This window comes from Psychrobacter sp. (assembly GCF_041554015.1).
Taxonomy (GTDB): Bacteria; Pseudomonadota; Gammaproteobacteria; order Pseudomonadales; family Moraxellaceae; genus Psychrobacter.
The window spans coordinates 23551-47231 of record NZ_JBFFMS010000019.1 but is presented as its reverse complement, the minus strand read 5'-3'; the positions used below and the strand labels follow the sequence as shown (position 1 = coordinate 47231).

The window sequence follows — 23681 nt, the reverse complement described above, 5'->3', positions numbered from 1 at the left end:
TTTGCAAAACCTTATAAGCTGGTCACAGCTTATAAGGTTTTTTTATACCTGACAGTTTTACAAGCAGGGACCATTATAAACGCCCAACTGCCATATCGCACAGCTTTGCCGCTAAATCATCCTTGCAAAGTCAAGCTTACTGCCCCATCATAATCATAATTTTTCATTACTAGTATTAGCCTTATGAAAGCGCCCGAACAATACGATCCTAGCAAACCTGCCCAAAAGAGCAGCATGCCATCAGCAAGTATACAGCCGTCTGCTAAGTCTCCGGCTCTGCCTGTTGGCACACCGACGATTACCCAAACTCATAAACGAACCGCTCAGGCAGAAAAAAAGCCTTTTGAGTGGCAGTTTTTAATGCCGAAGTACTGGGGTATCTGGCTGTTATTTACTATTTTTTTACCGCTGATTTTTTTACCGCTGCGGTGGCAATTTTGGCTCGGTCGCAAGCTGGGCATTTTAATTTATAGCGTCGTAGGCTCACGCCGCCGTGATACGTTAATCAATCTCAAGCTGGCATTTCCAGAAAAGCCCGACGTTGAGCGTGAATTAATGGCAAAGCAAGTTTTTGTCAATCAAGGGATTGGGGTGTTTGAAACTTTATGCGCATGGTTTCGTCCCAATGTTTTTACACGTACCGTATCTATCTCGGGGTTACAGCACCTAGTCACGGCTCAAAACGAAGGTCGTCCTGTGATTTTACTGGGTGCGCATTATACGATGCTTGATTTGGGCGGATTATTTTGCGCGCAGTTTTTTGCTCTTGACTGCATGTACCGTACTCAAAACAATCCGCTGCTTGACTGGTTTATCTACAACGGTCGCACGTCTATCTTTGGTAAGCAGATATCCAGTCGCGACATGCGCAGCTTAGTGACGTCTATCAAAGCAGGTCATGTCATCTGGTATTCGCCCGATCAAGATTATGGTTTAAGCCAAGGCGTTATGGCACCATTTTTTGGTGTGCCCGCCGCTACGATTACCGCAGCACGGCGGATGGCAAAGTTGGGTGATAAAGCGCATCCACCGGTCTTTATGGCATTGCATACTTATCGGCAAACGCCAGATAGCCTGCCAAAAGGTAAGCGTCCTCACTATCATCTAACCATTACTCAAGCACTAGACAACTATCCTAGTAACGATGAGATTGCTGATGCCACCCGCGTCAACGAGCTGTTAGAGGGCTTAATTCGCATTGACCCTACTCAGTGGATGTGGTTCCATCGCCGCTTCAAAAACAGCCCTGAAGGTCGTAGAGATATCTATAAGTAAGCGTTTATTCGCACAAAAATCATTGGCAAAATTTGCTATACTTTGTAGCCAGTATTTTTTGCTATTATCAGCATATAAATAATAATGAATTTATAATAATTTGATCAATAAATAACGGATTTTTCATGAGTAATAATACTATATCTAATCAGCAAGCTTCAGACACACCGGCGACTATTAAGCGTGTGTTGACGGGTATCAAACCCACTGGTACCTTGCATTTAGGTAACTATGTTGGCGCGATTCGTCCAGCGATTCAGTCTATTCAAAACAGTGATGATGAAGCCTTTTTCTTTTTGGCAGATTATCATGGCATTATCGGCTGTTATGACCCTGCTATTATTCATGAATCGACCAAAGCCATTGCAGCGACTTGGATTGCCTGTGGACTTGACCCAGAGCGCGTGACTTTTTATCGTCAATCAGATGTGCCCGAAATACCAGAGCTTGCCTGGGTATTAAACTGCTCATGTGCCAAAGGTTTGATGAATCGTGCCCACGCTTATAAAGCGGCAGTCGATATCAATACGAAAAAAGAAGCTGTCGATCCTGACCAAGGTATCAATATGGGGCTGTTTGGCTATCCGGTACTGATGGCAGCCGATATCTTGATGTTTAATGCCACTCATGTGCCAGTTGGTCGCGACCAGATTCAGCATGTCGAGATGGCACGTGATATTGCCGGCACCTTTAACCATCGCTACAAGCCCCTATTTACCCTGCCATCAGCGGTTGTAGATGACGATATCCCGCTACTGACGGGTCTTGATGGACGTAAAATGAGTAAGAGCTATAGCAACACCATTCCATTATTTGGTGATGCTAATCCGCAAGTCAGCGCCGAAAAGCAGATGCATAAAGCCATTATGAAAATCGTCACCAACTCGCAACTGCCCACTGAGCCAAAAGACCCTGATGATTCTGCTATTTTTGAGATTTATAAAGCTTTTGCCACGCCTGCTGAGATTGCTGATATGCGCGAGCAGTTTGCTGCTGGTATCGGCTGGGGTGATGCCAAGCAAGCGTTATTTGAGAAAATAAATGCAGAAATAGCTCCATTTCGGGCGCGTTACGAAGAGCTCATGGCAAATCCAAAGGAGCTAGAGGAAATCTTACAGATGGGCGCAGAAAAAGCCCGTCGTCATAGCCGTAAGCAGCTTGATAAGACGCGCCGAGCTATTGGTATTCGTCCCCTTGCCAAACTTAAATAACGCTTTAATCCGTATAGTAGACTGCTGTCATGCAAAATAAGCGGTTAATGACGTCTAGCGTAGAGACTCAAGATATGTCGCTGCGTATTTATCAGACGCCTGTGCAGCACCTGCCAGAAGACCTTTATGTGCCGCCGCAAGCGTTTGCTATATGGCTTGAGCAGTTTGCTGGACCATTAGACTTTTTATTGTACTTGGTCAAAAAAAACAATGTCGATCTGACCCAAATGCCGATACTGCCCATTACTGAGCAGTATTTGGCGTATATCAGTGAGCTGGATACCAATCATTTTGAGTTGGCCGGTGACTATCTATTGATGGCGTCAACTTTGATTGCCATCAAAACTGAGCTGCTACTGCCTAAGCCAGAAACCCCAACTGACGAACGTGACCCAAAAGCTGAACTGATTGAGCGCCTTGAAGCCTATGCGCAAATCAAAGTAGCCAGTCAGCGCTTGGACAATCTTGTACGTCTTGAGCGTGATGTGTTTTTGGCCATGGTCAGTATGCCCAATCAAGATATTATGAATGCGGAATTACCTAGCTATTCGCCAAACCTTTTGATTGATAGCTTATTTAAAATGCAGCTACAACCTGACTATCAGATGCATAGCGTGAAGATCGATGCTGTACCGCTTGCTGATCGTATAGCAAGTATCAGCCGCCAACTTAGTACAAATGGCGCTCACTGCTTTTATGAGCTATTAGACAAGGCTCAAGGTAAGATCGGTGTGGTGGTTAGCTTTGTTGCCGTACTTGAACTGATGAAACGGCAATTGGTTGGTGTTATAAACGCTGACGTAAAAGATGATGATAGTGCTACTGACGATGAATTTGTAGCAAACAGCCAAATAAGACAATTAACATTACAGTGGCTGGCTTAATGGTTTTTAATAAAGATGATGGGCAATGACAGATACGCAGCACCACTTAGAAGAGATAAGCAAACATATCGAAGTGCTACTGCATGCATCAGAGGCACCCTTGACGGCTGCGAGCTTAAAAAAACATCTGTCATTGACAACCAGTACCTTTAATCAAGCAGTAGAAGTATTAGAGCAACGCTTAGAGGCCAGTGTCCTAAGATTATATAAAACTGCCAGTGGCTATCGTTTGCAGATTGCGGACGATTATAGCGCTTTGATTCAGCAAGTGTTTCCACAGCGTCAAGAACGTCTAAGCCAAGCCTTGCTAGAGACTTTAAGTGTCATTGCTTACAAGCAACCAGTAAGCCGTAGTGACATCGAGCATGTGCGCGGTGTGACTTTATCGAGCACCATACTGCGCCAACTGTTTGATAAAGGCTGGATTGAAGAAAAGGGTTATAAGGACACTTTAGGGCGTCCAGCATTGCTGCACACCACCTCGCAATTCTTAGATGCATTTGGATTGACCAATCTAGATGAGCTACCTGCACTGCCAGATATGGAAGCCATCAAAGCACTTTCTTAATAGTATAAGCAAAGATCCAATACCCTTGCAGCAATAAAAAAGGACATACCTGATAGGGTATGTCCTTTTTTTATACATTCACTCAATAACCTGTTAATCACGGTTTATTGGTTGATGATATCTACACCCTTTGGAGGGGTAAATTTAAATTGGCTACTACTGATATTTGGGTTCATTTTGATACCACTAAACTTAATGGTGGTGGTTTGTCCCAAACTGTCATTTAGTACCATCATTACAGGCTTACCGCCGCTAAAGCTCATTGATAAGCTTTTAAAACTCGCATTGTCAGACTTTGGATACAGCACATAGTAGTTTTTATTGGCATAAGGCTGAGTAATTTTAAAATTCTTATCAATTTTGCTTGGGTCACCTGACAGTAGTAGCGCTGGGGTATTACCTACTTGGCTATCGACATTTTGTTTGGTCGCTTGCTCCAAATCCTTATCATAAACCCACATTGAGTTGCCATTCGCCACAATCAGCTGCTCTGACGGTGACTTGGTTTCCCAGCGGAAATTGTTTGGGCGCTGTACACTCATGGCACCGCTAAACGTCCCACTGTTAGCACCCTTAGTCGTTTGGCTAAAGTTAGCTGTCATGCTCTTGGTATTGGTCAAAAGCTTATTTAGACGCTTAGCCGCTGTTATGTTGTCCGCTGGTGCCGCTGTCGCTGATTGCGTCAGTGCCATCATGGGTGCTGCAACGCCAAGTGTCGTCATTAAAACGCCAGCCAGTGCGCCGCCCATCATTTTTTGTTTTAAAGTGGTGGTTTGCTTAGTTGATTGATCGATTAATAAAGTCATTATAAATCCTCTCTTAAAATGCAAAATAGCATAAAAATAAAACGTTTTATCAAATTTTTGTTTTCAGTAAATGTCTATCATACGAGTACAAAACTGGTGTGATAAAACAATGAGGACAGTGTGCCAGTTTTTTTATTACGCGCCTAGACATGATTTGCAATCTTTACTACTGCTGGCATACAGGCTTGTAAATACAACAGTTACAAAGTAATAAATAGCTTTTATTGTATGGTTTATTCTAAATAAAACGGATGCGTTATGTTGCAATGCAGAGGGGCAAAATTTCTAACGTACTGTGCCTACGCCGTTAGAAGCTGCGCAATATTCATCCCAGTCTTGATGTATTACTTTGACCCATTGTTTTAATACCTATCGTTTTAATATTGAATTCATTATATAGTTTTAATCAGTGCTTAACCGAAGCTTATAAGCAAAAAAAAGCCCCTACTACCAAACGGTAATAAGGGCTTTTTTACATCGAGTTATGGTATCAAAAAGATAAATAACTCAAATGGGCAACTAGGCGCTTTCAACCATCACATAACGACGGTTAAATTTACCTTTGGTCGCAAACTTTACCACACCGTCATTCAGTGCAAATAAAGTATGGTCACGACCCATACCAACGCCTTCGCCTGCGTGGAATTCTGTACCACGTTGACGAACGATGATGTTACCAGCTGTGATAGCTTGGCCACCAAAGATTTTTACGCCCAGCATTTTTGGGTTTGAATCACGACCGTTACGGCTCGAACCGGCAGCTTTTTTATGTGCCATGAGAAAATCTCCTTGTTAATGTGACTTATCGCTAATGCGATAACTCTTAAGCTTTTAGTGCATTATTAATGATCAATAAACTGACAATCGTTAATTAAGCATTAATCGCTTTGATTTTTAACAAGGTGTACCATTGGCGGTGACCTTGCTCTTTGTGATAATGCTTACGACGGTTGTGCTTGACGATACGGATTTTTTCGCCGCGGCCATGCTCAACAACTTCAACTTCAACGCTAGCACCTTCAACGATAGGCTGACCGATCTTGACAGTTTCACCGTCAACCACCATCAACACATCTTCAAATTTGATCGTTGCGCCTGTTTCTGCTTTAAGTAGTTCAACTTTAAGCAACTCATTGACAACTACACGGTGCTGTTTACCACCAGTTTTGATTACTGCGTACATTGTATGACTCCGTTTAACCCGTGTGCCGTGGCTGATATCATACCAACGCTTCGACGACGAACACGACAGGGAAAAATTAAAGGCAAGATTTTACGGCTTTTTGCTGATAAAAGCAAGCCGCTCCTCTTGTTTTATATGGTGGTAATACCAAAAGACTATACTCGTATCGGGCACAATGTTATTGATTAATCAGCGTCATATATATCGCCGTTAATACAGAGCACCTAATAATAAGCAGGAATAGTGGTGAAAATCCAACAGCGGCTATTATAGCGTATCTAATCAGAGACTTACAGTTTTTTGTCAATAGTCAGCGAATAGTAAGAGATTAGTTATCCATTATAAATAAATGATGGTTAATCAGATAGTTTTCTTAATGATACCTTATCAGTTTTAGCTTCATTTTTGGTACATAATCACCCTATGATGTACATAAATAGTAAGCTGAACCGTGCTATTTGCTATACTGAAAGCCACAATTTATCCAAACAGCTATGCTATTATGATAGTAAACTTAAAACCAGCTCTAACGTATATAGCGGTTTACCTATTCTTAAATTCCATTTCTTAAATTCCATTGGTATGATTATTCATTATGACTTGTACTCCTTTATCTAACGTCGCCGCCCCATTGTCCACTGCGCCATCGGTCGATTTATCAGCCATCCCAACCTATGCTGATATCCAAAGCATCGTTGCTGATGATTTTGAGATTATGGACAAACAGGTCTTTGGCAGTCTCAACTCCAAAGTTCAGCTGGTAATGAGCGTCTCACAGCATGTGATTAATGCAGGCGGCAAACGTATGCGCCCCTTGATTACCCTGCTATGTGCGCGGATGCTTAATGATGAGCCATCGAAGCAAGCGATGCATCTAGCGGCGATTACTGAGATGCTGCATACGGCAACCTTGGTACATGATGATGTGATTGATGAGTCAGGGCAGCGCCGTGGTAAGCCTACTGCCAACGCCACTTGGGACAATGCTACCGCGGTATTAGTCGGTGACTACCTGATTGCCCGCGCCTTTAACTTATTGGTAGGCTTTCAAAGCTTACCACTCTTGCAAGTGTTTTCAGACGGCACCTGTGATATCGCTGAAGGGGAAGTATTACAGCTGCAACATCAGCATAATCCTCAGGCAACTGAAGAAGATTATCTAAATATCATCGATGGTAAAACATCACGGCTATTTATGATGGCCACTCAAGGCGCGGCGATTTTGCAAGGTCAAACCCAGTACTTACAAGCATTGGCTGATTTTGGTCAGCATTTTGGCAATGCTTTTCAGATTGTCGATGATGTGCTCGATTACAGTGGCGATAGCGAGTTGATGGGTAAAAACCTTGGCGATGATTTAGCTGAAGGTAAACCTACCCTACCAACGATTAAAGCATTAGCGCTATTAAAAGACAGTGATAAAGAAGGCTATGAGCAGCTGCGGGTTGCGGTACAGACCGGCAAAACAGCAAATGCAGAACATCTGATCGCCTTGGTACGTCGTTCAGGTTCGCTTGAGTATTGTAAACAGCGGGCTTTAGAAGAAACCAAACTTGCTCAACAAGCGCTTAGCAGCTTACCGGATAACCGTTATCGTCAGGGACTTTACCAGCTGACTGAACTTGCCAGCGCTCGCTTATTGTAGTTATTCAATAGCAGCGCTCTGTTTCTGCTATATTGTTAAGAATCAAATTGATACTGCTTATATCGATATAAGCAGTCATATATTTAAATGACTGCATTTTTACTTAATTATTGCTAAAGTAGGGTTTTTCTGAGCAGCGCGCTCATTTTTATTTATAAGTACCATATTATCGATGGCACACTTTTACATCCCTCAAATAAACAAAATTTAACAATATTATCACTGCCTCTCCATTGCCTACTTTGCCCTTCACTTTTAGCTTAATGCTTGATTTTTAAACAGGTTTTACTCGCTTAGTATCCTAAAAGCCCATTTTACTCGCTAAAAACGGCTTTTTTCGCCTTGACTGTGGGGTATACCCTATAGTTTATAATCTCCTATTAAATTTACTTATCCGATTATTGAGCAGGCGTTATACTTTGATAACGATAGACGCCTGTTAATTTTTTATTTTTTCTACGTTAAGATGTATCCATAAACTTTTTATACTGTCACTATTTATTATATGATATTTATATTGCCGAGGACATTGATGAAGCACTCTTATCTTGCGCTTGTAATAGCAACTGTACTATCTGGAGCTGTACTGGTTGGCTGTGACAAAAAAGAGGATGCCGCTGGCGACGCGGCGGCGGCACAGCAACAAATGCCGCCTGCCGTCGTCAACGTTCAGACGGTTACTTTTGATACTGTGCCACAAGTACAAACTTTTGCTGGACGTACCGCAGCTTACCAAACCGCTGATGTCCGCCCTCAGGTGAACGGAATTATCGACGAAGTGTTGTTCCGTGAGGGCAGCAACGTCAAAAAAGGTCAACCTTTATATCGCATCAATACAGACAACTACGCAACGTCTATTACCAGTGGTCAGGCGGCGATAGCCCAAGCAGAAGCCAACTATCAGACGGCTTTGGCTAATAACGCCAATGCCAAAGCGGATTTAGCCAGCCGTCAAGCGTCATTAGCACAAGCACAAAATGATTTGCAGCGTTTGCAAGGTTTGGTTGCTATTGATGCCATCTCAAAGCAGCAGTATGACCAAGCACAAACTGCCGTGCGTACTGCACAAGCTGCGGTACAAAGCGCCAATGCTGCCATCGGTCAATCACAAGCCGGTATTGAAAGCGCAAAAGCGGGCATTCAAACTGCTAAAGCTGGCTTACAAGCGAGCACCTTGGATCTAAACCGTACCATTGTACGCGCCCCTATCTCAGGTCGTACAGATCGCTCAAGCGTGACTGCAGGTACCTTGGTCAGCTCAGGTCAACCAACTCCTTTAGTTACCATCTCACGCCTAGATCCTATCTATGTCGATATCAGCCAATCATCGTCTGAGCTGCTTAAATTACGCCAGCAAATCTCTGCAGGTAAAGCAAAGACTGGTATGAACTCAGTTGAATTGGTATTAGAAGACGGCTCAACCTATCCTGTACGTGGTGAGCTTGCATTATCAGAGGCGAAAGTCGATGAATCTACAGGGGCAGTGACATTACGAGCAGTCTTCCCGAATAATAGCAATATCCTACTACCCGGTATGTATGTCAGTGCCCGCTTGACGCAAAGTGTGATTACCAACGCAGCACTCGTCCCACAAAGCGCTGTGATGCGTTCGACCAAAAGCGAGACGCAGGTTTATATCGTTGATGAAAACAACAAAATCCAAGTTCGTCCGGTTACGATTAATGGTACTTATCAAGGGCAATGGGTCGTCACTGACGGTCTGCAAGCTGGCGATAAAGTCGTGATTATCGGTGGTGCAAAAGTGAAGCCTGAACAAGAGGTTATTGCAAAGCCATTAGAAAATCCAAACCCTGCACCTGCTGCAAAAGCGGCGGCTGTCAAAACACCGCAGCAAGCTGCACAATCCGTTGCCAAATAATTCCATTCAAAGCTAGGAAGACTTAGGGATTTACTATGTCACGTTTTTTTATTGATCGCCCTATTTTTGCATGGGTGATGGCTATTTTAGTCATGCTTATCGGGATAATATCGGTTATCAACTTACCGATTGAGCAGTATCCGGCGATTGCGCCGCCGACCGTTACAGTCAGTGCCAGCTATCCTGGCGCAAACGCTGAGACCGTTGAAAACTCAGTAGTACAGATTATTGAGCAGCGCATGAAAGGGCTTGATGGCTTGATGTATATGAAGTCATCAAGCTCATCAAATGGCAGTGCCTCTGTACAGCTGTTTTTTGAAAACGGTACCGATTCTGATACCGCACAGGTTCAGGTTCAGAACAAATTACAAGCCGCCATGAGCTCGTTGCCTGAGCAAGTGCAGCGTCAAGGTGTTAACGTTAATAAAGCCTCTGAAGGGTTCTTAGCCGTATTTGGCTTTGTCTCTGAAGACGGCAGTATGGATCCTGCTGATATCGGCGATTACATCAACTCTAACGTCGTCGATCAGCTCAGCCGTGTTGAAGGCGTTGGGCAAGTTCAAGCGTTTGGTGCCTCTTATGCCATGCGTATCTGGCTCGACCCTGAACGCTTACGCGGTTATAGTCTGGTGCCATCCGATGTGGTCAATGCGGTACGGGCGCAAAACGCGCAAGTATCCGCAGGTCAATTAGGTCAAGCCCCTGCTGACGTCGATGAGCAAGTGATTAATGCGACTGTCACCGTACAGAGCTATCTAAAAACGCCTGATGAGTTTAAAAACATCCTACTAAAGACGGATACCTCAGGCGCGCAAGTACGCTTAGGTGATGTTGCTAAAGTTGAAATCGGTAGTGAAAGCTACAGTACGATTGCCTTATTTAATGGTAAGGAAGCTGCTGGTCTTGCCGTTTCACTTGCAAGTGGTGCTAACGCCCTTGAAACGCGTGAATTGGTCGGTAACCGAGTTGCTGAACTAGAAGCAAACTTCCCTACCGGCCTAAAATCCGTTATTCCTTATGATACAACCCCATTTGTACGCTTATCTATCGAACAAGTGGTCAAAACCTTAATTGAAGCCATCGTTTTGGTCTTTATCGTTATGTTCCTGTTCTTACAGAACTGGCGCGCAACTATCATTCCAACCCTTGCCGTTCCTGTGGTTCTATTAGGTACGTTTGCCGTACTATATATTGCCGGGTTTAGTATTAACGTCTTAACCATGTTTGCCATGGTACTGTCTATCGGTCTACTGGTCGATGATGCGATTGTCGTGGTAGAAAACGTCGAGCGGCTGTTGGAAGAAGACCCGCATATTTCTATTAAAGACGCTACGATACAATCGATGGGCGAGATTAGTAAAATCGTCGTCGGTATCGCGCTTATCTTATCAGCGGTATTCGTGCCGATGGCCTTCTTCGGTGGCTCAACTGGGGTTATTTATCGTCAGTTCGCCATCACCTTGATTACCAGTATGGTACTGTCAGCACTGGTAGCACTTATCTTTACCCCTGCCCTTTGTGTGACGTTACTAAAACGTAGTAAAAGTCATGAAAAAGGCAATTCTGAGAATCAAAAAGGCTTCTTTGGTTGGTTTAACCGCTCTTTTACCAAAGCCAGCCGCTCTTATGAAAATTTTGTCGGTAAAAGCTTCCGTTTAAAATGGTTATACCTCATCGCCTATGCCGCTATTATCGGTATTATGGCAGTGGTATTCTTACGTATTCCCGGTTCATTCTTACCAGAAGAAGATCAGGGTATTATGTTTACCGCCGTGCAGCTGCCTGCTGGTTCGACTCTAAATGAGACGCAAGCGGTACTCGATAAAGTGAGCGCTTATTATAGTAGCCAAGAGCCAGATAATGTGGCGTCAGCGTTTACCATCGCAGGCTTTAGTTTTGTTGGACAAGGACAAAACGTTGGGCTTGCCTTCGTCAAATTAAATGACTGGGCAGATCGTAAGGGCGAAGAAAATACCGCGCGAGCCGTCTCTGATCGCGCACAAGGATATTTCTTTACCCAAATCAACGAAGCAACTGTGTTTAATATCATCCCGCCTGCGATTAGTGGGCTTGGTAACTCTAGTGGCTTTGATTTGATGCTGCAAGATTCAGGTAGCGTCGGACACGAAGGTCTGTTAGAAGCACGCAATATGCTCCTTGGCATGGCCGCTCAAAGCGATAAAGTAGCTGGCGTACGTCCAAACGGACAAGAAGATGCGCCGCAGCTTAAAATTGATATCAACCAAGAACAAGCCGCCGCTTATGGTTTGTCGATGGCAAATATCAATAGCGTCATCTCAACTGCATGGGGTTCAAGCTATATCAATGACTTTGTTGACCGTGGTCGTGTGAAGCGCGTGTTTGTACAAGGTGAGCCTAGTAGCCGTACCAATCCTGATGATATCGGTAAATGGTATGTCCGTAACGATAGCGGTGAGATGATCTCATTTGATGCGTTCTCTAGTAGTAAATGGGAAACCGGTTCACCGGGTCTTACGCGCTATAACAGTCTGGCGTCAATGAATATCCAAGGTAGCGCTGCTCCTGGTCTTAGCACCGGTGAAGCGATGGAGGCCATGGAAGCCATGGTTGAGAAGCTACCAGACGGCATCAGTTATGAATGGACAGGTCTATCATTAGAGGAGCAAAAGTCAGGTGCTCAAGCGCCGATGCTGTATGCTATCTCAATCTTAGTGGTATTCTTATGTCTTGCAGCCTTATATGAAAGCTGGTCAATTCCCTTCTCAGTACTGCTGGTGATCCCACTTGGTGTCCTCGGTGCGGTGATATTTACGTGGCTGCGTGGTTTGTCCAATGATGTTTACTTACAGGTCGGTCTACTGACGGTGGTCGGGCTCTCAGCCAAGAACGCCATCTTAATTATCGAGTTTGCAAGGGACCATCAAGCTGAAGGTTATACCCTAAAAGAGGCGGTCATGACTGCTGCGCGTCAGCGTTTGCGCCCTATTATCATGACCTCACTTGCCTTTGGTCTCGGTGTTGTGCCATTATTTATCGCGACAGGTGCTGGCTCTGGTAGTCAGAACGCCATTGGTACCAGTGTGGTTGGTGGTGTTGTCACTGCGACACTACTGGGCATTTTCTTTATCCCGATGTTCTACATCTGGGTACGTAGTATGTTCCCGCACAAATATGAGAACAACAAGCCAAATGATGGTGGAAACACGCCTGGCCCCTCTAATCCAAATAATCCAGACAGTCCAATTGGACCAACGGAGTATAATGATAATGAGCCTACGATCATAGCTGTTGACGATGATATGCAAAACATGAAGCTCTCTAAGAGCGCTCAGCCTGCAAGCTTTGGAGATAATTCACAATGAGTTTATGTTATTTTGTTACCCCCAACTCAGTAACTAAGGCAGTCTCTTTGACTGCCCGCGTTCGCCAAAATAGCGGTCGTCTGCTTGGCTTAACGGCTTTGGCATTCAGCATGGCGGCTTGTAACACCATTCCAAAGGCCGATACGCGTCCTGTGCTTGCGGTACCCAATATTCCTATCGAACAATCCTATGGTGCGTTTGATAAAGAAACTGTTAGTAGCGCTGAGCAAGCCAGTCTGGCGAGCCAGCGCTGGCAAAGCTTTTATAGCGATGAGCGTTTAAAAGGGCTGATTGCTTTAGGTCTGCAAAACAATAAAGACTTTGAAAGTGCACGTTTGGCCATTGAAAAAGCTCGCGCTCAATATCAAATTACGGATATCAACGACCTACCACGCATTGATGGCAGTGGTGGCTATACTCGCTCAGCACAAAATAACCGTGATAGAAACTCTAGCGGTGCTTATAGCGTAAACTTAGGTCTTGCTAATTATGAGCTCGACTTTTGGGGTAAGATTGCCAGCTTAAAAGATCAAGCGCTGCAAAACTTTTTATCAACGACAGCGGCAAAAGATGCGACTCAAATCAGTTTGATTAGTAACATTGCTCAAAGCTATGCCAATCTAAGCTATAGCCTAGCGCAGCTACAATTGGCTGAGGCGACCGTTGAAAGTCGTGAGAAATCGCTATTTATTGCCAACAAACGTTTTGAAGCAGGTATTGATCCCAAGCTGCCTTCATTACAGTCTAGTGCCTCACTTGAAAATGCCCGACTTGCCGTTTTACGTGCCCAAAGCAGTATCCTAAAATCACGTAATGCATTGCAGTTTTTGGTAGGGGGACCGATTCCGACCAATCTAATACCAACGCCTGCGGTCAGTAACATCACAAGCCAGCAAGTATTTAGTGCTGGCTTGCCAAGTGAGCTACTACGTTATCGTCCTGATGTGTTGCAAGCTGAATATAATCTAAAAGCAGCTGGTGCAAATATCGAAGTAGCACGTGCGTCTTACTACCCTTCTATCAGCTTAGCCAGTAATGTGGGCTTGAGCAGCGGCAGTTTGAATGATCTATTCAAAAGTGGTTCTGTTGGTTGGTCGTTTGGTCCAAGCGTGAGTGTGCCCATCTTTGATGCTGGGCGTTTAGATGCCAACTATGAAGTGGCACAAATCGAGCGTAAGCAAACACTTGCAGGCTATGAGCGCTCGATTCAAACCGCGTTCCGTGAAGTGTCTGACGTGTTAGCGACCCGTGCAACCTTAGGTGAGCAGTTAGAGGCGCAGTATCGCTTGCAAGATAACTTTGAGCAAACCTATCAGATTGCTGATGCGCGCTTTAAGGCGGGTATCGCAAACTATCTAGACGTCCTTGATGCGCAGCGTTCGTTATTTTCAACGCAGCAGGGAATTTTGGATTTAGAGCTACAAAAAATCATCAGCCAAATCGAGCTTTATCAAGTGCTAGGCGGCGGTGCCAATCTAGATGTACCCACCGTGATTCCTGTACCGCAACATAGAAATCTGGTACAAGTAATCAATGCAGCTGCCAATAGCAACAAGGCAAAAGCCACTGACGCTATCGATGCGGCAAGCTCGGCGCGTGTGGTCTCTGCCACAGAAGCACTGGCGATCAAACAAGCAGAACCAGTAGAACAATCGACTTTTAAGCCAACGGCTGTCGTCGATGTTAATAACGATGGCAAGACTGATGCCGCTATCGGTGTCATCACCGAAGAGACTACGCTTAAAGAGCAGAGTGTCGAGCAAGTGCCCGTTACGCAGATTGTTGAGCCGTAAGCCAGCAAGTATGAAAGGTTAAGCCTCTATAATCTCATGAAGCGTATGTATTACGTAGATAGTCGATAATTACAATCTGCCCTACCGACTCGTTATAGCCAGTCGGTGGGGCTTTTTGCTTTTGATAGTATTTTTGATAGTGCATTTGATAGTAGTTTTGCTGCCTTTTATAGTGCCTATTGGATATAGTATGGACATACTACAACATAGCTTTTTAAAGCCTCAGTAGAAAACTGACCAATTAAAACACAACCTTGATTTCTATTTAGATAAGGAAACCGTATGACTTATACCTTTAACCGCCAATTCCCTGAAACACGTATGCGTCGTCTTCGGTACAACGACAATGTACGCGCGATGATTCGTGAAGTTGAGCTCCATCCTAAGCATTTTATCGCCCCTGTTTTTGTCTTAGAAGGCAAAAACGAGCGTCAACCAATCGCTAGTATGCCAGGTGTTGAGCGCCTGTCGATTGACCTTTTGATTGAGTATGCCAAAGAGCTGCTAGCAGAAGGCGTCACGACTATCGATATTTTCCCAGTAATTGATAACGCCCTAAAAACACCAGATGGTAAATCTGCTTATGACGAAAATGCGCTTACTGCGCGTGCGGTAAAAGCTGTCAAAGATGTCGTGCCAGAGATGGTCGTGATGACCGATGTTGCATTGGACCCTTATACCTCACACGGTCAAGATGGCTTGTTGGATGACTCAGGCTATGTCGTTAACGATGCAACGGTCGAAGTACTGGTCAAGCAAGCACTGGTCCATGCGCGCGCCGGTGCCGATATCATCTCCCCTAGTGACATGATGGATGGTCGTATCAAAGCCATGCGTGATGCCTTTGAAGCAGAAGGGTTTGTCAATACTGCCATCATGGCGTATTCGGCAAAATATGCTTCTGCTTATTACGGGCCATTCCGTGACGCGGTTGGTAGTGCTGGCAACTTAAAAGGTGGGCATAAAAAGCAATATCAGATGGATTTTGGCAATCGCGCTGAAGCACTGCATGAAGTGGCGATGGACATCAATGAAGGCGCTGACATGGTGATGATTAAACCAGGTCAACCGTATTTGGATTTAATCAGAGAGGTCAAAAATACCTTTGGCGTACCAACGTTTGCATACCAAGTATCAGGCGAATATGCCATGCACATGGCGGCCATTCAAAACGGCTGGCTCACTGATGCAGTCATTTTAGAGTCACTTATTGGCTTTCGCCGTGCGGGCGCCGATGGTATCTTGACCTATTTTGCTTTAGAAGCTGCAAGACAGTTGAATAACGCTTAATCTCGGCATACTTTTGCTAAATAAAAAACCGTACTCGCTACTTTTATGCAGCAAGTACGGTTTTTGCATTTCTTCAGCGCAAAAAATCAGCCAAATATTTAGATTGCTGCCCGTCCATGTGGTTCATGAAAGCCAATAATAGGACCAACGGGTATCACACCCGTGGGATTGATAGCTGCATGACTGGTGTAATAATGCGCTTTGATATGCTGCATATTTATCGTCTCTTTAACCCCAGCGACCTGATACAAATCACGCAGATAGCCCCAGAGATTGGGATAATCGATAATACGTTGAATATTACACTTAAAATGCCCAACATAAACAGCGTCAAAACGTACTAAGGTGGTAAACAAACGCCAATCTGCCTCAGTTATCGTACTGCCTACTAAGTAACGCTGCCCTGTCAAACGTGCTTCCAACGTATCTAAGGCATCAAATAATGCGATGACTGCCTCTTCATACGCTGCTTGCGTGGTTGCAAAACCGGCTTTATAAACACCATTATTAACAGCATCGTATACAAACGCATTCATATTATCGATTTCTACTACTGATTCTGCTGGCAAAAAATTAACTGCTGTTGCTCCTACATCATCAAAGGCTGAATTCAACATACGAATAATCTCAGAGGATTCATTGCTAACGATGCTATTGGTTTTTTTATCCCATAGTATAGGTACTGTTACCCGTCCGGTATAATCAGCCTTCGCCGCAGTATAAATTTCATACAAATACTTTGCATGAAAAATAGGGTCAGCAATAACCCCTGCTCCTTCTGCAAACGTCCAACCTTTCTCACCCATAAATGGATGTACCACAGAGACCGAAATCATGCCCTCTAAGCCTTTAAGCTTACGGAAAATCATCGTACGATGTGCCCAAGGACATGCCAATGACACATATAAATGATAGCGATTGGCTTCGGCTTTAAAACCGCCTTGTCCGGAGGGACCAGCGCTACCGTCTGCTGTCACCCAGTTTCTAAAGCCCGCATCTTCACGCTTAAAGCGTCCACCGCTAGACGCTGTATCATACCAACTATCTTGCCATTGCCCGTCAACCAATAGACCCATGTCATTCTCCTTAATACTCTATTGTGCTATTTTTTAAAACCGAGAGCGATTAAATCACTAACGTGACAGCCATACAGTCACTCTGACACTCTTATTTGGGAATCATGATAACAGTTATGTATTGCCTGACCATTAGGCTTTAAGACCCTATTAACAATAAAACATAAACCAGCTTTACTTATTGTTTAGTCAAATTATCAAAAAAAACAGGTTAAATGATTTAAAATAGCGCGTAATAATCAGGGTTATTTGAATAAATAGTTTTTATTAAAAAAAAGGCTTGCAAAGTTCTAAAAACTTGCTAAAATGCAGGACCTAAATAGGCGTATAGCTCAGTTGGTTAGAGCGCTACCTTGACATGGTAGAGGTCAGCAGTTCGAATCTGCTTATGCCTACCAAATATTTAGAAAGCCCCAGTTTAACGACTGGGGCTTTTTTTGTCCGTAAAATATGGGCTGTAGCGGAAAATATTTACTCGTAGCACTTTTTGATCGCCACTACTTAAGCTCTTTTAAGCTACTTAAGAAAATAGCGATGACTGAACTGAACTGAACTGAACTGAACTGAACTGAACTGAACTAATAGTATCAGAGACGAACTTATTCGAGCAAAGTAGTTTTAAATGCCACGGCTGATCATATAATAGGATAATCGCTTAATGCTTAATATTAAGACCATAACAATCTTAAAGCTATTCAGAAGTTAGGCACATTAGCCCTGAGGACTCTGCGCCATCTGACGACAATAAGTAGATAAGTTATCCGGTAGATCATCTGGGCATACACCGCATTGTTGATTGCCAGGGACAGCATAGTCAATAAATTTTGGATATGGTAGGTTTAGGTTGCTCATAATGACCTTGAACTCCTCGAGTGTTATATCACCCCCAAGTCGCGGATTACGCTTTTTTTCCTGTGCAATTGAAGATACGAAACGGTCCTTATAGTCATGCGCAGGATAGACGAGTGTGTCGTCTGGCAAAGAAAACAGCTTCTCCCGCACAGATTTATACAACGCTTCAGCATCGCCGTTTTGAAAGTCGGTGCGACCACATCCATCAATAAGTAACGCATCACCAGTAAACACCTGATTGTTAAAGAGATATGCAAAGTGACCATCGGTGTGCCCTGGTGTATGCAATGGTTGCAATGTAATACCAGCAACTTGTAAAGGTATGCCTTCTTCTAACCCAACATCCACACACGACAAACGGTCAAAGGCAGGCGCTGCGATTTTACTACCAACAGAACGCTTCATCTCTAATGCTGCGGTAATGTGATCGGCGTGGATATGCGTGTCGACTGTGTAGACCAGATTGAGCCCTAATTTATGTACTTCGGCCAAATCACGATCCATGGTCGCGATTACCGGATCAATAAGGATAGCCTGACCTGTATTTTCATCCCCTAGCAAATATGTATAGGTGCTAGAAAGGGGTTCATACAATTGACGAAATATCATAATGACTCCTTGTCTAATGTAAAACGATGTCCAGATTTTTAATTATTTAACTACATTCTATGACAATTCATAAAGGCTCTACAAGCGGGACTGGGATGCATTTTACGCAGCCTCTGTCGGCGTCGGCACAGTAAGCCAGAAAAATTTATCCTAGTTCCGCGTTACAATATGGCGTATCTATTTTTATTTAGAATCGACTATAGCTTGATGTTGATAGCAAAAAACCACCTTGATAAGTGATTTTTTGTCCAGACATGGTGTAGCCGACTTTTAGAAAATCCTAATTAAAAAATCATATGAGCACACAAGGCAATGATAGGCAATGAAATAATGGTTCTTAGTAGAAAAATCACTAATAACTGAAAGAAGCTCACTGGTATTTTTGTCCCTAAAATCAGCCCGCCTACTTCCGACATATAAATCAACTGAGACACTGATAAGCAAGCGATAACAAATCGAGTTAACTCTGACTCTATCGAAGAACCGATAATCGCAGGTAAAAACATATCTGCAAAACCTACCATAATGGTTTTTGACATTTCTGCTGCAAAAGGTATGTTCAGTAGCTCTAAAAATGGTATAAATGGCAGACCTAGATAATCAAATACAGGTGTTTCTTCTGCGACTATTAAACCCATAGTGCCGATTGCCATAACGACAGGCAATATTCCGATCCACATATCTAAGATATTTTTTGATCCATCCTTTAAAAAAGTAGAAAAACTTGGGCTTTTATCTGCTTTTTGAACGGCTTTATGTAAACTATGGGCAAATAATGTTTGTCCTTCAGGAATGGTTTCATGATCTCTATCACTGTTTTCTGTGATATACGTATTTTCAATTTTAGATAAAGGGAATAACCTTGGTACTACTAGAGCACAAACAATTCCGCATAAAGCAACGACCCCAATCATATTAATAAAATAGCTTTCGAGCTTAACCTGAGAGATGACAACCAAACAAAAGGTAATCGAAACTGCTGAAAAGCTAGTAGCGATAACTGCTGCTTCTTTTTTGGTATAAAACCCACCTTCCAATTGTTTATCTGTTAATAAGACACCGATGGTTCCATCGCCCAACCATGATGTTAAACAGTCTACAGATGACCTACCGGGCAAACCAAACAAAGGTCTCATTACTTTACTTAGCAGAACGCCAAAAAATTCCAATAAGCCAAAATCAAGCAATAATGGCAGCAGCAATCCAGCCAAAAAAAATACGATAAAAAGTATCGGCATTAATTCATATAATATTAAGCCGCCAATATTTTCTGAATATATTGCCTCAAACCCAAATTTAAAATAGGTAACAACCACAAAGAACGCACCTAGCATTCTAATGATAAGCCAAGGCGTTGTAACGTTTAATAAATTATTTAGAAATGCATTATTCAGAATAAATGCAGGTTTTATGATTTTAGTATATAACGTACAACATAAGGTAATCAGGATTGAGGTGACAACCAATAACGGCAAAAAGTCACCGATATAACCCTGTATATAATCTTTTAATACAGATATAGGAATGGTAAACCCTTCTGCATAGCTGACAAACTTACCATCTACATAGGGAATGGGAAATACGAAAAGCATCAAACCTATGATAGATGGGATAAAGAACTTTAAAAATTGTCTGATATTGATCCCGCTAACATCTCGACTTGCAGCGCTGGCTTTAATAATGTCCATATTATTTTTACTCGCAGTCCCTTTTTAGCTAACCTAAAGATTTTTAACCAATTCCTTTATGCTAGATTCCTTTACTCATTTTCAATATTTAATACTAATAGTTACTCAAAAGTGTGTGCGTCACTTTTTCTAAAATTTTAAATATTCGGGTCGAGTCATCTTTTGAATTGTTATATAAAGGATTGATTTCGGCCATCTCCCAGCAGCATACTTTCTTATTCTTAATTAGCTCTATGTTAAGTTGCATCGCTTGCTCGTACGACAAACCATTCATGGCAGGTGTGCCGGTTCCTGGTACATATAAAGGATCGACACTATCAACATCGAATGACACATAGATATGATCGCAATATTCCAGTTTTTTAAAGATTTCCTCTACGGTAGAGCTGATGCCTTTTTGGGCGATCTCAGCCACGCTATATAAAGGGATTTTATGTCTTCTAATTAAATCCATCTCTTCTTCTTGATAATCTCTAACGGCACAAAAAACCACATTTTCTGGCTTAATTGATGGCTCGCTTGATGCCATAAATTTCAATTTTTCCCAATACTCTTTTTCTTTTTCAGAAAGCTCGTTACGTTGACATTCCAAATTATCAATGGCACAAGCCATTGCCAAAGGCATACCATGCATATTTCCTGATCCACTGGTATAGGGTGAATGAAAGTCAGCATGTGCATCTATATAAACTACGCCGATTTCAGCATCGGGATGTGCCATTTTTAGGCCATGCATGGTACCCGCGCAGCTAGAATGGTCGCCTGCAATAACAATCGGAAATTGATTCTCCTCTCTTATCTCCTTAATTTTGTGCGCCAATTTAGAAATAACAGGTTCAATCACATCGGCATATTTTGCATGCTTAAATGACGACTCTTCTTCATGTATATATTCATTTTTTATACTATCAAGTTGCAATTTTTCATAGTAGTCTGCATTCATCTCTTGTGATGACGCGCGCAACGCATCAATACCTAGAGACGCCCCTTTCTTATACCCTGCAATATCTGAATAAACTTCTACTATTCGCACGTTTTTCATTAAATCATTCATGATTTTGTCTCTATTAAATAAAACAATTTATTCATCATTTGAGTCCAAATCTGAAGTTGAACTCCTATTTTTCTATATTCAAATTACTTATGAGGCCGCCATAGCATCATTCGTCTCTATGCTAAAATCCTTGCTATGAGCTTTTACTACCGAGTAGAGATTCTTAGGATCAGCTTGCTGAGGTATCAAATCCAAAATATCATATCCTTCTTGCTCTCTAAGCAAGTTTCTTAAAAAGACCAACGCTGTAAAGTCTTCTGAGGCAAAACCAACACCATCAAATACAACCAAAGTATCTTCATTGGCGCGTATTTCTTTTTCACCGTTTACGAGGCGGTGAAACTCTGTCACAGGGAAATCTTGAGAGAGCTGCTGAATATCACCTTCAATACGAGTTTGTGGCTCAAACTCTACGATGACATGATCAGCTCTTAACAAGATATTAGCATCCAGCTCCGTTTTGCCAGGACAGTCACCACCGATGGCATTGATATAGACGCCTTTTTTGACCATATCATCACGAAGAATGGTGGCGTTTTTCTTATCTGCGGTACAGGTAGTGATGATATCTGCCCCTTCAAGCGCCTCTTCTACCGTTTTACAGATAGTAATTTCTAGGCCTGTATCAGCAAGGTTGCGCGCGATTTTTTCAGACGCGGCTGGGTCGACATCATATAAACGCACTTTTGAGATACCAACGACTGCCTTCATACCCATTGCTTGGAACTCACCTTGCGCACCATTACCGATGAGCGCTAAAGTCTGGGCGTTTTTAGGCGCACAATATTTGGCAACCAGTGCAGAGGTCGCCGCCGTACGTAGTGCCGTTAAAATACACATTTCTGTTAATAAGATCGGATAGCCGGTATCGACATCAGACAATAAGCCGAAAGCGGCTACCGTCTGCAAATCTCGCTTGGTGTTGATAGGATGGCCATTGACATACTTACAAGCAAACATCTCACCATCGCTGACAGGCATCAACTCTATGACCCCGTCTTTTGAATGAGAGGCAAAACGACTGGATTTTTCGAACTTATCCCAACGAGAAAAATCTTGTTCTAAAGCATCCACTAAATCTGTCATACATTGCTCAACGCCATAATCATGAATGATTTCAGCCATCGCTTGTACACTAACAAATGGAACCCCTTCCTTAGGTGATACGATAAAATTCGACATTCTTCTCTCCTAGATAGTTTTTGTAATCGATATGAAATATCTTAGCAAGGTGAAGTGTTAGTTAAAATGCAAAAAATTCGCCAAATAAGTATAATTATTTTGCATTTTGCTAATACTTTCTATACATTTTGTTAAATACAATTATTAATAGGTAAGAGCGCCAATGAGAAGATATATCTACGATAGTTTAGATAGTGAGCTTATCTCAGAGTTAAGAGGAGATGGTCGAGCCACTGTGTCGCATCTTGCTGATAGACTAAAGGTATCTCGTGCAACGATACAAAATCGGCTCGATAGACTGATCTCTAACGGGGCAATTCTTGGCTTTACTATTCGTGTGCATGAAGCTTTAGATCAAGAAACGGTAAAAGCTCTCATGATGATTGAGATATCTGGACATTCTACATCCCAAGTTATAAGGAAACTGCGTGGTATCACAGAACTGGTGAAGTTGCATACAACAAACGGTGCTTGGGATCTTATTGCTGAGATAAATACTCCTACTCTGAGCGAGTTTGATGAGGTACTTCGTCAAGTGCGCGAGATTGATGGTATTTTGAACAGTGAAACAAGTTTATTACTTTCGAGTTTTTAATTGAATTTACAATCAAAGTAGCTGTGTTAACTATTCCGTAGATATTGACTTGGGATCCTTGGATTAAGCTGTCTAAAGGCACATATCAAAAAAATATTTGCGCGCCTTAAGGTAGCCTCCAAAACGCATTCTAGAGGCTGCTTTTTTATATTTCAGATTGTCAGATTGAAAACAGCCTTACTCTCCAGTCTTGATTTTCATAAATATGAGCAATATATGCTATATTTTTTTTAATGTTGTGCAGAGAAAAAAATAAGACAACGTACATGAATCTCAAATATAAGCAAATAACTAAGATAATAATACGAAAGACTGCGACCATATAAAAATAAACATGCGTTTTAAATATCTATTTTTATAGCAGCATAATTAAAAGTAAAATCGTTACAATTACTTATCTATAACCTCTAACCCCAGCTTCATCCAGCGAATAGCTTGTTCTCGATGTTCTGCTAATGCATTCCATAAAGCATCTTCACTCGTTATCGCATGTATATCATTCGCACAGTTTATCGCAAGATTACTCTCATGATCCTTCATCCATTGTTCGCTTTGATAATACTCTTGTAGCTCTAACAATAGTGCATTAGCTTCTAGCCATTTTTCCTGGGTGTTTTGTATTTGTTCGTGTAGCTCATGCCAGCGCTCATATTTTTCTTGCAACGCTTGTACATCATAGTTTTTCATATATTGCTCCGATTTATGGTTATTGCCTCAAGCTGATTGTTTTTTAGACTGTTCTAGTTT

The 23681-nt window shown here is 42.6% G+C and carries 19 protein-coding genes and 1 tRNA gene; 11 read left to right on the top strand and 9 right to left on the bottom strand.

Translation table 11 applies throughout. From position 1 onward, the window contains the following. Nucleotides 1–183 precede the first annotated feature (183 nt). The 4 genes from ABYU67_RS06850 (at nucleotide 184) to scpB (ending at nucleotide 3938) form a co-directional block, all read left to right on the top strand. Nucleotides 184–1275 carry a lipid A biosynthesis acyltransferase gene (locus tag ABYU67_RS06850; protein WP_372844254.1) on the top strand — a complete coding sequence of 364 codons (1092 nt, stop codon included), beginning with the start codon at nucleotides 184–186 and terminating at the stop codon, nucleotides 1273–1275. A gap of 125 nt (nucleotides 1276–1400) precedes the next feature. After that, nucleotides 1401–2486, top strand: coding sequence for a tryptophan--tRNA ligase (trpS, locus tag ABYU67_RS06845; RefSeq protein ID WP_372844253.1), 1086 nt, complete (start codon nucleotides 1401–1403; stop codon nucleotides 2484–2486). A 29-nt stretch (nucleotides 2487–2515) separates the two neighbouring features. Further along, nucleotides 2516–3370 carry a ScpA family protein gene (locus ABYU67_RS06840; protein ID WP_372844252.1) on the top strand — a complete coding sequence of 285 codons (855 nt, stop codon included), beginning with the start codon at nucleotides 2516–2518 and terminating at the stop codon, nucleotides 3368–3370. Between the two features lie 25 nt (nucleotides 3371–3395). Next, nucleotides 3396–3938, top strand: coding sequence for an SMC-Scp complex subunit ScpB (gene scpB / locus ABYU67_RS06835; RefSeq protein ID WP_372844251.1), 543 nt, complete (start codon nucleotides 3396–3398; stop codon nucleotides 3936–3938). A gap of 104 nt (nucleotides 3939–4042) precedes the next feature. Here scpB and lolA read toward each other — a convergent pair whose 3' ends face one another. The 3 genes from lolA to rplU all read right to left on the bottom strand — a co-directional run bounded on the left by lolA (nucleotide 4043) and on the right by rplU (nucleotide 5927). Then, entirely contained in the window at nucleotides 4043–4744 is a 702-nt protein-coding gene (gene lolA, locus ABYU67_RS06830; RefSeq protein ID WP_372844250.1) for an outer membrane lipoprotein chaperone LolA, read from the bottom strand. Between the two features lie 519 nt (nucleotides 4745–5263). Beyond that, nucleotides 5264–5521: a 50S ribosomal protein L27 gene (gene rpmA, locus ABYU67_RS06825; RefSeq protein WP_055123782.1), complete on the bottom strand. Its 258-nt coding sequence runs from the start codon at nucleotides 5519–5521 to the stop codon at nucleotides 5264–5266. 94 nt (nucleotides 5522–5615) lie between these two features. Next, nucleotides 5616–5927, bottom strand: coding sequence for a 50S ribosomal protein L21 (gene rplU, locus ABYU67_RS06820; RefSeq protein WP_372844249.1), 312 nt, complete (start codon nucleotides 5925–5927; stop codon nucleotides 5616–5618). Between the two features lie 715 nt (nucleotides 5928–6642). On the opposite strand from rplU, the gene ABYU67_RS06815 reads away from it, so the two are divergent. From ABYU67_RS06815 to hemB, 5 genes are all read left to right on the top strand, one after another. Then, nucleotides 6643–7572, top strand: a complete 930-nt coding sequence (locus ABYU67_RS06815; protein ID WP_372844257.1) for a polyprenyl synthetase family protein — start codon at nucleotides 6643–6645, stop codon at nucleotides 7570–7572. 532 nt (nucleotides 7573–8104) lie between these two features. Beyond that, a complete protein-coding gene (locus ABYU67_RS06810) occupies nucleotides 8105–9451 on the top strand; it encodes an efflux RND transporter periplasmic adaptor subunit (RefSeq protein ID WP_372844248.1) in 1347 nt (448 codons plus the stop codon). 35 nt (nucleotides 9452–9486) lie between these two features. Continuing rightward, nucleotides 9487–12795 (top strand): efflux RND transporter permease subunit, encoded by a 3309-nt coding sequence (locus ABYU67_RS06805; protein WP_372844247.1) that lies wholly within the window; start codon nucleotides 9487–9489, stop codon nucleotides 12793–12795. Further along, nucleotides 12792–14588 carry an efflux transporter outer membrane subunit gene (locus tag ABYU67_RS06800; RefSeq protein WP_372844246.1) on the top strand — a complete coding sequence of 599 codons (1797 nt, stop codon included), beginning with the start codon at nucleotides 12792–12794 and terminating at the stop codon, nucleotides 14586–14588. The genes ABYU67_RS06805 and ABYU67_RS06800 overlap by 4 nt, the downstream gene beginning before the upstream one ends. A 282-nt stretch (nucleotides 14589–14870) precedes the next feature. Continuing rightward, entirely contained in the window at nucleotides 14871–15878 is a 1008-nt protein-coding gene (gene hemB, locus ABYU67_RS06795; RefSeq protein ID WP_372844245.1) for a porphobilinogen synthase, read from the top strand. Nucleotides 15879–15976: 98 nt separating this feature from the next. Here the strand turns inward: hemB and ABYU67_RS06790 are convergent, their stop codons facing one another. After that, on the bottom strand, nucleotides 15977–16954 hold the full coding sequence (locus ABYU67_RS06790) for a glutathione S-transferase family protein (protein ID WP_372844244.1): 978 nt from the start codon (nucleotides 16952–16954) through the stop codon (nucleotides 15977–15979). Nucleotides 16955–17275: 321 nt separating this feature from the next. Here ABYU67_RS06790 and ABYU67_RS06785 point away from each other — a divergent pair. Next, nucleotides 17276–17352, top strand: a tRNA-Val gene (locus ABYU67_RS06785). A 313-nt stretch (nucleotides 17353–17665) separates the two neighbouring features. On the opposite strand, the gene ABYU67_RS06780 is transcribed toward ABYU67_RS06785, so the two are convergent. From ABYU67_RS06780 to ABYU67_RS06765, 4 genes are all read right to left on the bottom strand, one after another. Then, nucleotides 17666–18415 (bottom strand): MBL fold metallo-hydrolase, encoded by a 750-nt coding sequence (locus tag ABYU67_RS06780; RefSeq protein ID WP_372844243.1) that lies wholly within the window; start codon nucleotides 18413–18415, stop codon nucleotides 17666–17668. 284 nt (nucleotides 18416–18699) lie between these two features. Continuing rightward, nucleotides 18700–20103 (bottom strand): YjiH family protein, encoded by a 1404-nt coding sequence (locus tag ABYU67_RS06775; RefSeq protein ID WP_372844242.1) that lies wholly within the window; start codon nucleotides 20101–20103, stop codon nucleotides 18700–18702. 94 nt (nucleotides 20104–20197) lie between these two features. After that, nucleotides 20198–21157: an arginase gene (locus ABYU67_RS06770; protein ID WP_372844241.1), complete on the bottom strand. Its 960-nt coding sequence runs from the start codon at nucleotides 21155–21157 to the stop codon at nucleotides 20198–20200. Between the two features lie 87 nt (nucleotides 21158–21244). After that, on the bottom strand, nucleotides 21245–22339 hold the full coding sequence (locus tag ABYU67_RS06765; RefSeq protein WP_372844240.1) for an ornithine cyclodeaminase: 1095 nt from the start codon (nucleotides 22337–22339) through the stop codon (nucleotides 21245–21247). Nucleotides 22340–22502: 163 nt separating this feature from the next. Here ABYU67_RS06765 and ABYU67_RS06760 point away from each other — a divergent pair, with 163 nt between their 5' ends. Continuing rightward, entirely contained in the window at nucleotides 22503–22934 is a 432-nt protein-coding gene (locus ABYU67_RS06760; RefSeq protein ID WP_372844239.1) for an Lrp/AsnC family transcriptional regulator, read from the top strand. A gap of 390 nt (nucleotides 22935–23324) precedes the next feature. On the opposite strand, the gene ABYU67_RS06755 is transcribed toward ABYU67_RS06760, so the two are convergent. After that, nucleotides 23325–23621 carry a DUF4298 domain-containing protein gene (locus tag ABYU67_RS06755; protein ID WP_372844238.1) on the bottom strand — a complete coding sequence of 99 codons (297 nt, stop codon included), beginning with the start codon at nucleotides 23619–23621 and terminating at the stop codon, nucleotides 23325–23327. Between the last annotated feature and the right edge of the window lie 60 nt (nucleotides 23622–23681).